We start from the raw sequence: 14,656 nt of genomic DNA on the forward strand, positions 1-14,656 counted from the left end.
TGCGGACTACAGCGTGTTCGTCACTTGCTTGTGAACTACTCGGTTACGAGATTACGGTGCTCGTTTCGACGCTCGTCGCGCTGCCGGAGGAAACGGTCGGCGGTGGTCGTCAAGCGGGTTGCAAGCCTGCGTCCTTCGGCAACGTCGGATACGACGGGCAGCGTCGGTAACGGGCCGCCGTGCCATTCTCCGAGTGCCGCCGCGAGCACCGGCAGTATCTGATGGGCGGCCAATTCGTAGCCCGCTGCCGATGGGTGAAAGCCGTCGGCAGAGAACATACGATCGGGCGCGGCGAGAAATTCGGGGGCAAGAAGGTCGGCCATCGCGACGGGATGCCCACCAGCAGCCAGGATCTCGGCGGACTGGGCCCTCGCGAGCAGCAGGCCCCATTCACGGACGACGGTCCGTAGCGGCTGCGGGATTGCGCTCACGACGCCGAGGTCGGGACACGTGCCTACGACGACAACGCTGCCGCTGGCGCGCAGTCGCCGCACCGCGTCGCCGACCCGCTCCGCGGAACGTCGCACCGAGTGTTTCTTGGTGACGTCGTTTGCTCCGATCAGAATGACCGACGCGTCCGGTGGCGGTCCAGCGATGAACATCGCGTCGACCTGGCCTTTGAGACCTTTCGAGGTGGCGCCCTGTATCGCCTTGGTGCTGAGCCTGATTCGCTTGCCGGTCTCTTCGGCGAGACCGCGAGCAACGCGGACCCCAGGCACTTCGTCAGCAATGACACAACCGAGGCCCGCGGCCGTGGAGTCACCGAAGATCATCAGATGCAGATCGGCGTGCGATCCGGTGTGCCAGCGCTCCGGCGCGTCGCAGCCCGCTGTGTAGATACCGTCTGCCTCCGGCGGTTTTGCCGTATTGCGGCCGATGACGCTCCTGGCGGCCGACGCCTGTGACATCAGATGTTTGTAAGCCGCCCATGACGCCGTCCCGGCGCCCGAACCGGCGACGACGGTGGCGGCGCCTGTCTTGGCCGCGGTTCGCCAGCTGCGCACAGCCATCGGTGTACCCCTTCGATTCGGTCGTGCATAACAAATTTAGCCGCTTTCTCACCGCCTGCGCACGTGTGGCATCCGACGCTCTGGGACGATGTGAGTATGCGCATCGCAGATCATGTCGTCGATCTCATCGGCAACACCCCGTTGGTCAAACTTTCGTCGGTCGTCGGCTCCGGTGCCGGCCTCGTCGCGGCGAAGGTCGAGTACCTCAATCCGGGTGGCAGCTCGAAGGACCGCATCGCGGTCAAGATGGTCGACGCGGCCGAAGCGTCGGGTGCGTTGAAGCCGGGCGGCACGATCGTCGAGCCGACGTCCGGCAACACCGGTATCGGGCTTGCGCTCGTGGCGCAGCAGCGCGGCTACAAATGTGTGTTCGTCTGCCCCGACAAGGTGAGCGAAGACAAGCGCAACGTCCTCAAGGCGTACGGCGCCGAGGTCGTCGTCTGCCCGACCGCCGTCGCGCCAGAGCACCCCGACAGCTACTACAACGTGTCCGACCGCCTGGTGACCGAGATAGAGGGTGCCTGGAAGCCCGACCAGTACTCCAACCCGGCCGGACCCGAGAGTCATTACGAGACAACCGGTCCGGAGATCTGGAACGACACCGACGGCAAGATCACGCACTTCGTCGCTGGTGTCGGCACAGGTGGCACCATCTCGGGCGCCGGCCGCTACCTCAAAGAGGTTTCCGGCGGCAAGGTCAAGGTCGTCGGAGCCGATCCGGAAGGGTCGGTGTACTCGGGCGGAACAGGTCGTCCGTACCTCGTCGAGGGCGTCGGCGAAGACTTCTGGCCGAGCGCATACGACGCTTCGATTCCCGACGAGATCATCGCCGTGTCCGACGCCGATTCCTTCGAGATGACTCGCCGCCTCGCGCGCGAGGAGGGTCTGCTCGTCGGTGGTTCGTGTGGCATGGCCGTCGTCGCAGCGATCGAGGTCGCCGAGCGTGAAGGCCCGGACGCGCTGGTCGTAGTACTGCTACCGGACGGTGGTCGCGGCTACCTGTCGAAGATCTTCAACGACAAATGGATGTCGTCGTACGGCTTCCTGCGGAGCCCCCTCGACGGCAAGGCGAACGAGCCGACCGTCGGCGACGTCGTCCGCGGCAAGACGGGGAAGCTGCCCGATCTGGTCCACACCCACCCGTCCGAGACACTGCGCGATGCGATCGAAATTCTGCGTGAGTACGGCGTCTCGCAGATGCCGGTCGTCGGCGCCGAACCGCCGGTGATGGCGGGTGAGGTCCAGGGCAGTGTCTCCGAGCGCGATCTGCTGTCGGCGGTCTTCGAAGGCCGTGCATCACTTGCGGATTCGGTCGCCAAGCACATGAGTGCGCCGTTCCCGCTGATCGGTTCCGGCGAGCCCGTCAGCGCGGCGACCAAGGCGCTCGGCGACACCGACGCGCTGATGGTGGTAGACGACGGCAAGCCCGTCGGCGTCATCACGCGACACGATCTGCTCGGATTCCTCAGCGAAGGCGCTACGCGCTCGTGAGTCCTTCCGGAGGGCCACACCTCCAAAAGGACTCACGAGACGCGCAGCGCCCTACCTGAACGCGGACGACCCCGTGAGCGCCTGACCGATCACCAACTGGTGGACCTCAGCGGTGCCTTCGTAGGTGAGTACCGACTCCAGGTTGTTCGCATGCCGCAGTACCGGGTACTCGAGGGTTATGCCGTTGGCGCCCAAGATGGTTCGGCAGGTGCGGGCGATTTCGATCGCTTCTCGCGTGTTGTTCAGCTTGCCCACGCTGACCTGCTCGGGGCGCAGCTTGTCTTGATCTTTAAGTCGACCGAGATGCAAGGCGAGCAGTTGACCCTTGCCGAGTTCGACAGCCATGTCGGCGATCTTCGCCTGGGTCAGCTGATACGCGGCAAGTGGTTTGTCGAAAACCTCACGGGTCTGGGCATATTCGATGGCCGCCTGCAGGCAGTCGCGCGCGGCTCCCATCGATCCGAAGATGATGCCGAACCGAGCTTCGCTGAGGCAGCCGAGTGGACCGGCAAGGCCACGAGCGTCGGGCAGCATCGCGTCCTCGGGAAGCCGGATGTCGTCGAACGACAGTTCCGCCGTGATCGATGCGCGCAGCGACAACTTCTTGTGCATTTCGTGTGCTTGGAAACCGGGGGAGTCGGTCGGCACGATGAACCCGCGGATCTTGTCGTCCGTCTGCGCCCAGACGATCGCAACGTCGGCAACGGTGCCGTTGGTGATCCACATCTTCGAACCGTTGAGGACCCAATCGGAGCCGTCGCGACGGGCACGGGTCCGCATGCCGCCGGGATTGGATCCGAAATCGGGTTCGGTGAGACCGAAGCAGCCGAGAACCTCGCCCGCCGCCATACGCGGCAGCCACTGCTGCTTCTGTTCCTCGGAGCCGTACTTGTAGATCGCCGTCATCGCGAGCGAGCCCTGCACGGAGATCATGCTGCGCGCGCCGGAATCAGCGGCCTCGATCTCCATACACGCGATGCCGTACGCGGTCGCGGACGTGCCCGCGCAGCCGTACCCCTCCAGATGCATGCCGAACAGCCCGAGTTTGCCGAACTCCGGCGCCAACTCCTTGACCGGGAAGGTGGCGTTCTCGAACCAATCCGCGATGTGCGGACGGATGTGCTCGGCAGCGAACTTCCGTACTGTCTGCTGGATTTCACGCTCCTCGGGTTGGAGCAGCGAATCGATGGCGAACAGCTCGTCGACGGTCAGCGCCTTTGCCTCACTCATCTCGCCAACCTACTGACAGATCGCCCCGAGCGCACTGCCCGGGTTACTTGGGAAGTTCGCAGCTCGGCGCGGCCGCATCCTCGGACAGTGGACTTCCGGCGGGGTTGACGTAGACGACCTGAAGAACGAGTGGAGTGGTCGCCGAGTTGTTTCCGATGTGCACGTGGCCGGGCCCGCTCGGTTCCACGAGGGTCCCGCCCGCGTTGTAGATACCGTCGACGCTGCAATCGGACTTGTAGTGGCTCAGCGTGCCGCCGGTGATCAGGGCGTACAACGTGCCGTCGTGGAAATGCCAGCCGGTCGTGCCGCCGGGTGCGATCGTGATCTGCCGCAGGATGTAATCCTTGCCTGCGATGGTCACCTGGCCGAGGATCTGCGCCGTCACCCCCGAACTCGGTGTCGCGGCGGCGGTCCCCGCGGTCAGGCACAGGCTGAACGCGGCGGTCGACGTGAGGGCGGTGGTCGCAGCAGCTGCGAGGCAATTCGTAACGGTGATCGCATGCAGACATAGTGCGCCACCGGAGTTCGATTCACAGGCTTTCCGCGCCATCGAGTGGGCCAGGTCAGTCGAGCCCGAGATATGCCGCGACGATGCGTTGGTCGGCGAGCAGGTCCGCCGCCGGACCCTCCTGGGTGATCGAGCCCGTTTCCATCACGTAGCCGTAGTCGGCGACGCGAAGCGCGCGGCGCGCGTTCTGTTCGACCAGCACGACTGTTGTTCCACTGGAACGAATTTCGGCGATGACGCGAAAGATCTCGTCGACGACGAGAGGCGCGAGCCCCATGGAAGGTTCGTCCATCAGCAGCACAGTCGGCTTCGCGACGAGTGCGCGAGCGATGGCAAGCATCTGCTGCTCGCCGCCGGACAAAGCTCCCGCGGAGAGGTCGCGCCGCTGAGCGAGCACCGGAAAGCGTTGGTACATCTCGTCGATCGTCGTTGCCGCGCTGCGCCGTCTGTGCCAGCCGCCGAGAAGCAAGTTCTCGTGCACCGTCATCGCCGCGAGGATTTCGCGACCTTCGGGGACGCTGACCAGCCCCGCCTTCACCAGTTTGTGTGCCGACCATTTGGTGACGTCTGTGCCTTCGAATCGAACTCTGCCCGACCGCAGTTTCACCAGCCCCGACACCCCACTGAGCACCGACGTCTTGCCTGCCCCGTTGGCTCCGACCAGGGTGACGAGACCGCCGGCCGGTACTCCGAACGTGACGTTCTCGACGGCGCGAATTCGGCCGTAGGACAAGCTGATCGCCTCGACGGACAGGGCGGGTTCGGTCATGTTGTACTGCCTTCCGAGCCGAGGTAGGCCTCGATCACGGCGGGATCGGCAGAGATTTCGGCAGGTGTGCCGTGCGCGATGACCGCGCCGAAGTCGAGTACGACGATGCGGCTGCACGTCCGCAACACCATGCCGACGTTGTGTTCGATCAACAGGATCGTGATGCCGTCCGCGGCAAGGGAACCGATCAGGTCCGACAGTTCGACGGCCTCTACGTGGTTCATACCTGCGGCCGGTTCGTCGAGGATCAGCAGGGTCGGATGTGCGGCGAGTGCCCGCGCGATCTCCAGCCGCCGCCGGTCGCCGAACGACAACTGTTTGGCTCGGACGCCGGCTTTGTCGACCAACCCGACGCGGCCCAACTGCGCGCTCGCCTGCGCGAGCGCGCGGCGTTCGTCACGACGCGCGGACGGTAGCCAGAGCAGACGGCGCAGGAAGGTCGGCTTGCTGACGACATGGGTGCCGACGACGACGTTCTCGAGCACGGTCAAACGCTCGAACAGCTTGGCCTGCTGGAAGGTTCGGGCAACACCGGCGACCGCGAATCTGTGCGCCGTCGCGGGGTTACCCAACGTGCAGCCGAGGACCGTGCCCGACCCGCTCGTCGGCTCCACGAGTCCACTGATCATGTTGACCAGCGTGGTCTTGCCTGCGCCGTTCGGTCCGATCAACCCGAGCACGTCGCCGCTGCGGATCTCGAGGTCGATGTCGCGTACGGCGTGGACGCCGCCGTAGTCCTTGCCGAGTCCGGAGAGTTGCAGTATCGGCGTGCCGGGCTCGGGTAGCGGCTCGAGTTCGGGTGGCGCGGCGTCGCGTGCAACCTTCGGTTTGTACAGGCGTGGAACAAGACTCGACAGGCCACCGGGCAGGAACAGGATCACGACAAGCAGCAGCATGCTCGAGATGAACGGGCGAATCCACCCTGCCTCGATGCCGGCCGCCCGCTGGATCTCCGGCAGCAGCGTGAAGAAGGCGCTACCGAGCAGTGGACCGACGAACAGCAGCGAGCCACCGACCACGGCGGTGACCAAACCGTCCACGGCAGTGGCGAATCCGAAGTCGTCGGGGGTGATCAGCCGGGAGAAGTAGGACACGAGAACGCCGTACAGCCCGACAACGGCGCCGGAGGTGACGAAGGCGATCATCCGGTGCCTGCTGACATCGATACCCATTGCGCGCGCGGCGAGTTCGTCCTCGCGGATCGCAGCGAACGCGCTGCCGAGACGCGACGGACCGAGCCGCCAGAACCAGTATGCGACGACCGCCACGGCGATCCAGGCGATGCTCGGTGTCACCAACTTCGGCACCCGAATACCTTGCGCGCCACCGGTCCACGACATGTTGATCAGCACGATCCGAACGACCTCGCCGAAGCCGAGGGTCGCGATCGCGAGGAACACCCCACGCAGCCGCATCACGGGCAGACCGAGGATAAAGGCCGCGATCGCACCGACAGCCATACCGACCGGAACGCCGACGACGAGCGGCGACAGACCTGCGATCGGCTCGTCCGGTACGACGAGGGTCGCGCTGAAGCCGCCGAGGGAGGCAAGTCCGGCTTGCCCGAGACTCAGCTGTCCCACGATCAGTACGGCGTAGTAGGAGTAGGCGAAGATCGCCGTCAGAGCAATCAGCGTGACCGTCGCGGTGTAGTTGGTGAACAGCGGCGCCGCGAACATCAGACCTCCCGCAATCGACGCACGCCGAACATGCCCTGCGGACGGACGAGCAAGATCGCGAACAGCAGGCCGAAGGCGATGACGTCGCGCCACGACGACCCGATGTACTGCACCGCAAAGACTTCCGTCAGTCCGAGGAGCAGTCCGCCGATCATGGCGCCGCGGAGCGATCCCATACCGCCGACGATGATGACGGCAAGTCCTTTCAACTCGATAGCGAAGCCCATGTCCATTCGAGCGGTGTTGACGTTCAACGCGAGCAGCACACCGGCGACCGCACCGAGCGCTGACGACAACGCGAAGGTCGTCGACGTCACGCGGTCGACGTTGATGCCGAGAACTCTTGCCGCCCGCGGACTCTCGGCGACAGCCCGCATCGCCCTACCCAGCGATGTGCTGTTCACGAGGTAGGCGAGGGCGAACATGAGCCCGAACGCGACGCCGAGTATCACGATCTGCAGCAATGTGATTCGGGCGCCGGCGAATTCGAATGCGGTGGCTGGAAAGGTGTCCGGTGGGAAGCGCTGCGTGTCGGGTCCGTAGCGAGCCTGCAGCAGTGCGATGAACATGCCACCCACTGCAATCGACGAGATCAGTCCAGCGAAATGTGCATCGTTGCGATCGGCGAGCGGGCGGAATGCAACGCGCTCGATGACAATCCCGAGGATCGCGCCGAACACTGCGACTGCGGGTATCGCGAGCCAGATGGGCAGGTCCCCGCGAACGACGAGTTCGATGCCGACGAACGCCGACGCTGTGAACACAGCCGAATGTGCCAGGTTCAGCCGATCGAGCACACCGAAGACCAGTGTGAACCCGATCGCGAACAGCGCATAGATCGAACCCGAGAAGACGCCGTTGAGGATCTGCTGCACGGTGGCGAGCCGTCAGTCCGCGTCGTTCGCGGTCACTGCGCTACCGGTCATTCGAGGACCGCGAACTTGCCGTCCTTCACGATCTGCACCACTGCGGGATGCACAGCGTCGCGGTTGTCGTCGAAGGAGAAGGTGCCGAGCACGGTGTCGACGTCCTTCAGCTTCCCGAGGTTGTCCTTGATCGCTTCGCGCGATGCGGAGCAGCCCTCGCGGACCGCGGCGTCGACGAGAACGAATCCGGTGTAGGCCTGCGCGGCGAACTGGTCGGGTGCGACGCCGAACTTCGCCTGGTACGCCTCGAGGAACGCTGCGTTCTTCGAAGCCTTGGATGCGGAGTTCCAGGCAGCACCGACGATGATGCCCTCCGCTGCAGCGCCTGCATCCTTCATCAGCTTCGGATTGTTGAAGCCGTTGCCACCGATGATCGGCTTGTCGATGCCGAGTTCACGAGCCTGCGTCACCAGTGGAATTGCGGCGTCGATCAGGCCCGACACCACAAGTGCGTCCGCATTGGCTGCTTTCGCGTCGGTGAGCAGCGCACGGAAGTCGGTATCTGCCTTGGAGAAGGTCAACGTCTTCGCGATCTCGACGCCCTGCTCGTCCAAGGCACCCTTGAATGCTTCGTAGCCGGACTGGGTGAACGCGTCGTCGTTGCCGTACAGCACGACGACCTTCTTCAGGCCGAGCGCGGATTTCGCCTTCTCGATGGTCTGGGGGATGACGACGTCTTCGGTCAGTGAATCGCGGAAGACGTAGTCGCCGATTTCGGTGATGCCAGCGGCCGTGTTCGAAATTCCGAGGACGGGGACCTTGTTCTCCTGCGCGACCGGGTCGGCAACCTTTGCCCCAGTCGACAGGGTCGGCCCGAGGATGACGCTCACGGCATCGGTCGTTGCGAACTTCTCGAATACCGTGATGCCTTGTTTGGGATCGGTTGCGTCGTCCTCGACGCGAAGGTCGTAGGTGATGCCACCCTTCGAGTTGAGCTCGCCGAGTGCGAGTTCGAGACCTTTGCGCTGCGGGTCGCCGTAGCTTCCTGCGGGGCCGGTGAGGCTGAGAGCTGCACCGATCGGCACCGCGCCGTCGATCCGGCAGTCGGCACCGGAGCCGGATCCGGTCCGGTCGGCGGTCGGGTCGTCGGAGGTATCGGAAGCACAGCCGGCAATGGTCAGGACAAGCAACGCGGTGGTCGCGATAGAGGTTCTGCAGCGCATCCGATGATTGTGAAGGATCGGCGGCGATAAGTGAGTCCGAATCGCGGCGGTCCGTACCCGCGGCATTACGCTCGACGGTATGAGCGAGCAGCGCAGCAAGGTCGACACGACGTCCTGGCAGGGGTTCACCACGAGGGCAGTGCACGCAGGCTACGACCCCGATCCACTGACCGGTGCTGTCAACGTCCCCATCTACGCCAGTTCGACCTTCGCGCAGGACGGTGTCGGCGGATTACGCGGCGGGTTCGAGTACGCCCGCACCGGCAACCCGACCCGAACTGCGCTCGAGGCGAATCTTGCAGCCATCGAATCGGGAACGTTCGGCCGGGCGTTCGCGTCGGGTATGGCTGCGACCGACTGCCTGCTTCGCGCGGCACTGCGGCCAGGTGATCACCTCGTCATTCCGAACGACGCGTACGGCGGCACGTTCCGGCTGATCGACAAGGTCTTCAGCCAGTGGGGGATCGAGTACACGGTTGCTCCCGTGTCCGACGTCGACGCGGTGCGCGCCGCCATTCAGCCGAACACCAAGCTGGTCTGGATCGAGACGCCGACCAATCCGCTGCTCAACATCGGCGATATCGAGGCCCTCGCCGAGGTCACCCACGCCGGTGGTGCAAAGTTGGTGGTGGACAATACGTTTGCCTCGCCGTACCTGCAGCAGCCGCTGTTGCTCGGCGCCGACGTCGTCCTGCATTCGACGACCAAGTACATCGGCGGACATTCCGACGTCGTCGGCGGTGCCTTGATCACCGACGACGAAGAACTCGACACCGCATTCGCCTTCCTGCAGAACGGGGCGGGCGCGGTGCCAGGGCCGTTCGACAGCTACCTCACGCTGCGCGGCATCAAGACACTCGCACTGCGGATGGATCGCCACAGCGACAATGCCGAGAAACTCGTCGAACTGCTCGTCGCGCATCCGAAGATCGAGAAGGTGATCTATCCGGGTCTTGCGGACCACCCGAGTCACGCTGTTGCCGCCGAGCAGATGAAGAGATTCGGCGGCATGATCTCGGTGCTGGTCAAGGGCGGTAAGGAGGGAGCACACGAATTGTGCTCCAAGACAGAGGTGTTCATCCTCGCCGAGTCGCTCGGTGGCGTCGAATCCCTGATCGAGCATCCCGCGGCAATGACGCACGCATCGACCGAAGGCTCCGCCTTGGAAGTGCCGGTGAACCTCGTTCGGCTATCGGTCGGCATCGAGGATTCCGCGGACCTGCTCGGCGACATCGAGCAAGCACTCGGCTGATGCAATGTTGACCCTGGACCAGATCAACGCCGCCGCAAGCGTTCTCGCACCCGTCATCCGCCGAACGCCGATCGTCGCATCACGTGTGCTGTCCGAAACGACGGGTCACGACGTGTGGCTCAAGTGCGAGAACCTGCAGCGCACAGGATCTTTCAAGCCGCGCGGTGCCTACTATCGGATCGCGAACCTGACAGCGGAGGAGCGGGCGAGGGGCATCGTTGCCGCAAGCGCCGGTAACCACGCGCAAGGCGTCGCGTGGTCGGCGACCGAACTCGGCATCACGTCGACCGTCTTTATGCCGACCAACGCGCCGCTGCCGAAACTGGTCGCGACTCGCGCCTACGGAGCCGAGGTCCTGCAGCGCGGTGCGACCATCGACGACGCACTCGTCGGTGCGCGGGAATTCGCCGAGCAGACCGGCGCGATCCTGATCCACCCGTTCGACCACATCGACATCGTGGCCGGTCAAGCGACCGTGGCATTGGAGATCCTCGAGCAGATGCCCGATGTCGGGACGATCGTGGTACCGACCGGCGGTGGCGGTCTCGTCGCTGGGATCGCGGCGGCGATGGACCTGCTCGGTAAGAAAATCCGGATCATCGGCGTTCAAGCTGCCGATGCCGCGGCGTGGCCCGCCTCACTGGCGGCGGGTAAACCGATCCGTGCCGAATCGATGTCCACGATGGCCGACGGTATTGCCGTCGGTCTGCCGGGCGAGGTGCCGTTCGCACACGTGTCCAAGCTGGTCGGGTCGATGCTGACGGTGTCCGAGGACGCCCTCTCGCGGGCTCTGCTGCTGTGTATGGAACGGGCCAAGCTGATCGTCGAACCCGCCGGAGCAGCAGGTGTCGCGGCGCTCATGACCTACCCGGCCGAAGAACTGCAGTTGGAGGGTCGCGTCTGCGTCGTCCTGTCCGGCGGCAACGTCGATCCGCTGATGCTCACCCACGTCGTCGCACACGGTCTGCGCGCGGCAGGACGTTTCCTTGCCGTTCGAGTCACCATCGCCGACCGCCCCGGCGGACTCAGTACGTTGCTCAACGTCGTCAGTGCAAGTGGCGCAAGCGTTTTGGACGTCGTACATTCCCGGACCGCAGGCAAGTTGGCACTCGACGAGGTCGAGGTCGCACTCACGATGGAAACGCGTGGTCCTGAGCATCGGGCGAGTGTGCTGACCGCACTCGGTGATGCCGGCTACGCGGTGGTGAAGCAGGAGTGACACACGGGGGTCAGCCGGCCTCGAAGCCTGATTGCTCGAACTTCAGTACGGTCGCGTTCTCGCTCACAGTGCGAACCTTGGCGTCATCGAAGCCTTTCGGCGTCGTCGCGGTGATCTCCACCCGCACCTCCAACTCGACTCCTTCAGCCGCTGCGAGATGTTGAATCACCTCGTTGGTGAGCCGACTGAAGTCCCGCGCATAGAAGTCAGGATTTAATACCGCGGATCCAAAGAATCTGGTTTTGGCAGCGGGGGCAGGACGAGCGGGAGGTTCTTGGCTGGTGCCACGGGCGCGACCTTGCTCGGGAGTTGACTCTGCACCAACGTCCGTAGTCGATCCATCGTTTTCGGGACCGCCTACCGACGTTGTGTGCTGGGTGAACTCTGCGATCTCCGCTTCGCGCTGGACCTCCGCGAGGGTCGGCTGGACGAGGAGTAGCGAGTCTGTGGCGGCCGGCGGCGTGACAGTGTCCGTCGGCAAGACGAGGCCGATGTACTGTTCGCCGTCCCAGCTGTCGGCGAACGCGAATCCGGTTTGTTGCCAAATCAATTCGTCGTACACCGACAGCACGCCATCCTCGAGTACGGAGCGGTCACGCAGCCGCGCCAGGAAGGGATACGTCGTGTAATAAGCCAACAACTGCCCAAAGCTGATGTGTCCGTCACGGTCCCAGGCGTTGCGCAGCGGGCCATCCAGGTCGTGGCGGATGAGTGCCGCGGTACGTTGCAGGACGAGCAGGCTTTCGTTGCGCAACTTCGTGGCGGCACGGTCTTCGAGATGTTCGGTCGCCCCGTCCGACTTGAACGCCTCGATCTCGAGTGGCTTCGTTGCATCCCGCTGAGTCGGAGCCAACACCCACTGATATGTGTCGAACAAGCGGTCACGAACGGTCCGGTCGTGGACCTTTACCCGGTCGGTGGCTTGCTGCTGTTGCTGGAGGGTCAGTCCGAGATTCACCGCGTTGTCGCGAACATGCGACCATGCCAGAAAGTCCCGGACTGCCGCGTTCAGCTCCGCCCATCGTGTGCTGTCAGCGGCGAGAAAGGCGATCATATTTCGATGGGTACGGGCCGAATTGCTGCGGTGCTCAGTCATGTCGCGGGCCCATTTGACGGCCGATGAGTCGGACTTCGCCTTTCGGTCGTACACGTGTGAGGGCGGCACTACGACGAGGCGTACGTCTTGGGTGTCCGGAACATCGGCCGAACTGCCAGGAGCCACATGCACACCCGCGAAGCCCTGTTGCGACGGTCGGCGGTGCGCCTCTAGGCGTTGCGCGACTTCGGCGTACACCTTCTCTTGGTGTAACTGCTCGGCAAAATCTTTGGCAGTGCGGGTTGTGTTCGCCTGAGTGTCGTACCAGTATTGAGAATCCGAATTGTAGAAGTAGGTCGCCGTATTGCTCAGGTGATTGAGCGCCGAGTGGAAGTTACCGGGAATATCACCGGGAAGCGCGGTGCCGAGAAAGATTCGCTGCTTGTCGATGCCCTTGTGGGCTGACTTCAAAGTTGGTGTGGCGCCGATGAACACTGTTCTAGCTAGGCGCTGCGTGACGAACCGACTTCCCAAGATCGCCGTGTTTGCATGATCGACCTGAGCTGGCGCGGAATTCGGTCCATCGACGTCGGTGTCGATGAGCGCCTTCCATTCGTCGCCGAGGTACTGGGTGAGCTCGGTGACAACGCTGTCGGCGCGTAGGGGCACTGACCCGGGCATGATGAGCGGCGCAGTATCGCTGTCGCGCCACAGTTGCCCGACAATGGTATTCATGAGTCGCAGCACGCCGCGGGTTCGTTGGAATTTGTCCAGCGTCGACCAGTCCTGGTAGAGCCGATCGAAGAGTTCGGGATGCACCGGGTAGGACCGTTGCAAGCGTTTCGCGTAGTCAGGATGGGTTACTTCGCGAGGGAACTCAGAGCTGTGGTCGCTGTAGAACTTGATGAGAGCCTTTGTGGTGGCGTTGATCTGGGCGATGGCTTGGCCGTCAGGTGTCGCAAACAATCGGCGCCGAACAATTTCGAAGCTCTCTTCGGCGTTCGCTGCGCGCCATTGGTCGGCTACGCGACCGACATACTTCTGAAGCTGACGCAAGGCCTCGCGTCCATTCTCGCCGCCAACTTCTTCTTCGCTGCTGACGTACTCGCCGTCCTTCAATTCCTGTGACGCCGGGATCGAGATCACGACCAGCATCCCCGGAACCGCTTTTGCGCACTCGGTGAGTGCCTGAGCGAAGCTGAACTGTGTATCGAATGTTCCTCCGGGCAGATCATCGCGACCGACGAGCTGCCTCGCGTACGCCACCCACTCGTCGATAAGAATCACTGCTGGGCCGAACTTTTCGAAGAGCCTGCGCAGTCCGTCGCCCGGATTCGTCCGATTGTGGTCGGATTCAGCGATCAGTTCGAACCCGGCTTTGCCGCCCAACTGCCATGCGAGAACGCCCCAGATGGTGTTGATGACGGTGCCGTCCGGCATGACGTTCGGCTGTCCGGCCTGGAGTTGATTGCCAACCAGCGCAACACGTTTCGCGTTCGAATTCAAGACATGCTCGACAAGCAGATCTTGCACATCTTGGGGGTAGTCGGCTAGCGGGCGTCCGGAGGCCAGATGCCACAGGGCGAGCATCGAGTGCGTCTTGCCGCCACCGAAGTTGGTCTGCAAGTTGATGACGGGCGCGGCATTGGTGTCGCCGGACAGTCGACGGACCGCGCGGACGATGAGGTCCCTCAGTCCGGCGGTGAGGAAGGTCCGCTGAAAGAATTCGACAGGATCTGTGTATTCGCTGTCGCCTTCGCCGCGGGCAACCATCGACAGATCGGCGGCGAACTCCGCAGCGTGGAAATTGCCACTGGCTACATCGTCGTGCGGACGCAGTACTTCGCGCCAGGGCTTGAGCCCGGCGGAACCGACCTCTGCAGTCCCGGAGGCCTGGGTAACTTTCCGATCTTCCTTGTCCGAGCTCAACCGCATCAGGTCGACGCGTGACCGTTTCACTTCGTCGGCCTGCGCGGGTGCACCTATCGCGCGCAATAGGCGTTCGATGGTGTCGAGTGATCGGTACGCATCATCAGCGTTGAACGAACCGTTGTGCGCCCACTTGTTTCGATCGTCGCGCACCTCGGTGGCCCAGCTTTGCTCTGTGCGCGACAAGTGGTCGTTGAAGGGGAACCAGCCCTTGCGGACCGAGTTCGGGATGTTCTCGGTGAGCATCCTCAGACCGTTCTGCGGGTCCGTTCGGCTGAAGGTCCTGCCGCTCGCCCCCCGACCGGAGTCTTTGGCCGCGAGAAACAGGGTCCAGTCCTTGCCTGCTGGAATGTCTTTCGCGAACACACGGGTCAAGAATTGGTCGAGCGCTGGCCCCATCATCTCGACTGCCTTGCCGATGCGGTCGCGGTTGCTCACAGCCAT

At 63.8% G+C, this 14,656-nt stretch carries 11 protein-coding genes; 3 read left to right on the forward strand and 8 right to left on the reverse strand.

Translation table 11 applies throughout. The features are described 5' to 3' along the window. Positions 1–35: 35 nt before the first annotated feature. On the reverse strand, positions 36–1,010 hold the full coding sequence (locus ACHIRB_RS19040) for an SGNH/GDSL hydrolase family protein (protein ID WP_395125541.1): 975 nt from the start codon (positions 1,008–1,010) through the stop codon (positions 36–38). Positions 1,011–1,106: 96 nt separating this feature from the next. On the opposite strand from ACHIRB_RS19040, the gene ACHIRB_RS19045 reads away from it, so the two are divergent. After that, positions 1,107–2,501, forward strand: coding sequence for a cystathionine beta-synthase (locus tag ACHIRB_RS19045; RefSeq protein ID WP_395125540.1), 1,395 nt, complete (start codon positions 1,107–1,109; stop codon positions 2,499–2,501). A gap of 51 nt (positions 2,502–2,552) precedes the next feature. Here ACHIRB_RS19045 and ACHIRB_RS19050 read toward each other — a convergent pair whose 3' ends face one another. Genes ACHIRB_RS19050 through ACHIRB_RS19075 form a run of 6 tightly spaced genes read right to left on the reverse strand, consistent with a single transcriptional unit; the run spans position 2,553 to position 8,776 of the window. Next, positions 2,553–3,731, reverse strand: a complete 1,179-nt coding sequence (locus ACHIRB_RS19050) for an acyl-CoA dehydrogenase family protein (protein ID WP_395125539.1) — start codon at positions 3,729–3,731, stop codon at positions 2,553–2,555. Positions 3,732–3,774: 43 nt separating this feature from the next. Then, positions 3,775–4,281 carry a cupin domain-containing protein gene (locus ACHIRB_RS19055; protein WP_395125538.1) on the reverse strand — a complete coding sequence of 169 codons (507 nt, stop codon included), beginning with the start codon at positions 4,279–4,281 and terminating at the stop codon, positions 3,775–3,777. A gap of 13 nt (positions 4,282–4,294) precedes the next feature. Then, positions 4,295–5,008: an ABC transporter ATP-binding protein gene (locus ACHIRB_RS19060; RefSeq protein ID WP_395114710.1), complete on the reverse strand. Its 714-nt coding sequence runs from the start codon at positions 5,006–5,008 to the stop codon at positions 4,295–4,297. Further along, entirely contained in the window at positions 5,005–6,687 is a 1,683-nt protein-coding gene (locus ACHIRB_RS19065) for a branched-chain amino acid ABC transporter ATP-binding protein/permease (RefSeq protein WP_395125537.1), read from the reverse strand. The genes ACHIRB_RS19060 and ACHIRB_RS19065 overlap by 4 nt, the downstream gene beginning before the upstream one ends. After that, positions 6,687–7,562 carry a branched-chain amino acid ABC transporter permease gene (locus tag ACHIRB_RS19070; RefSeq protein ID WP_395125536.1) on the reverse strand — a complete coding sequence of 292 codons (876 nt, stop codon included), beginning with the start codon at positions 7,560–7,562 and terminating at the stop codon, positions 6,687–6,689. The genes ACHIRB_RS19065 and ACHIRB_RS19070 overlap by 1 nt, the downstream gene beginning before the upstream one ends. 47 nt (positions 7,563–7,609) lie before the next feature. Beyond that, positions 7,610–8,776, reverse strand: coding sequence for an ABC transporter substrate-binding protein (locus ACHIRB_RS19075; RefSeq protein ID WP_395114718.1), 1,167 nt, complete (start codon positions 8,774–8,776; stop codon positions 7,610–7,612). 79 nt (positions 8,777–8,855) lie between these two features. Here ACHIRB_RS19075 and ACHIRB_RS19080 point away from each other — a divergent pair, with 79 nt between their 5' ends. After that, a complete protein-coding gene (locus ACHIRB_RS19080; RefSeq protein WP_395114720.1) occupies positions 8,856–10,028 on the forward strand; it encodes a cystathionine gamma-synthase in 1,173 nt (390 codons plus the stop codon). 4 nt (positions 10,029–10,032) lie between these two features. Continuing rightward, positions 10,033–11,247, forward strand: a complete 1,215-nt coding sequence (gene ilvA, locus ACHIRB_RS19085; RefSeq protein WP_395125535.1) for a threonine ammonia-lyase — start codon at positions 10,033–10,035, stop codon at positions 11,245–11,247. Positions 11,248–11,257: 10 nt separating this feature from the next. Here the strand turns inward: ilvA and ACHIRB_RS19090 are convergent, their stop codons facing one another. Continuing rightward, positions 11,258–14,656: a Swt1 family HEPN domain-containing protein gene (locus ACHIRB_RS19090; RefSeq protein ID WP_395125534.1), complete on the reverse strand. Its 3,399-nt coding sequence runs from the start codon at positions 14,654–14,656 to the stop codon at positions 11,258–11,260.

It is taken from the genome of Antrihabitans spumae (genome assembly GCF_043944905.1).
Taxonomy (GTDB): Bacteria; Actinomycetota; Actinomycetes; order Mycobacteriales; family Mycobacteriaceae; genus Antrihabitans; species Antrihabitans spumae.

Excerpts from the sequence above, each read along its gene's own strand:
- ACHIRB_RS19045 (WP_395125540.1), top strand. The coding sequence starts at position 1,107 with ATGCGCATCGCAGATCATGTCGTCGATCTCATCGGCAACACCCCGTTG.
- ACHIRB_RS19040 (WP_395125541.1), bottom strand. The coding sequence starts at position 1,010 with ATGGCTGTGCGCAGCTGGCGAACCGCGGCCAAGACAGGCGCCGCCACC.
- ACHIRB_RS19080 (WP_395114720.1), top strand. The coding sequence starts at position 8,856 with ATGAGCGAGCAGCGCAGCAAGGTCGACACGACGTCCTGGCAGGGGTTC.
- ACHIRB_RS19055 (WP_395125538.1), bottom strand. The coding sequence starts at position 4,281 with ATGGCGCGGAAAGCCTGTGAATCGAACTCCGGTGGCGCACTATGTCTG.
- ACHIRB_RS19065 (WP_395125537.1), bottom strand. The coding sequence starts at position 6,687 with ATGTTCGCGGCGCCGCTGTTCACCAACTACACCGCGACGGTCACGCTG.
- ACHIRB_RS19060 (WP_395114710.1), bottom strand. The coding sequence starts at position 5,008 with ATGACCGAACCCGCCCTGTCCGTCGAGGCGATCAGCTTGTCCTACGGC.
- ilvA (WP_395125535.1), top strand. The coding sequence starts at position 10,033 with ATGTTGACCCTGGACCAGATCAACGCCGCCGCAAGCGTTCTCGCACCC.
- ACHIRB_RS19075 (WP_395114718.1), bottom strand. The coding sequence starts at position 8,776 with ATGCGCTGCAGAACCTCTATCGCGACCACCGCGTTGCTTGTCCTGACC.
- ACHIRB_RS19050 (WP_395125539.1), bottom strand. The coding sequence starts at position 3,731 with ATGAGTGAGGCAAAGGCGCTGACCGTCGACGAGCTGTTCGCCATCGAT.
- ACHIRB_RS19090 (WP_395125534.1), bottom strand. The coding sequence starts at position 14,656 with ATGGCTGTGAGCAACCGCGACCGCATCGGCAAGGCAGTCGAGATGATG.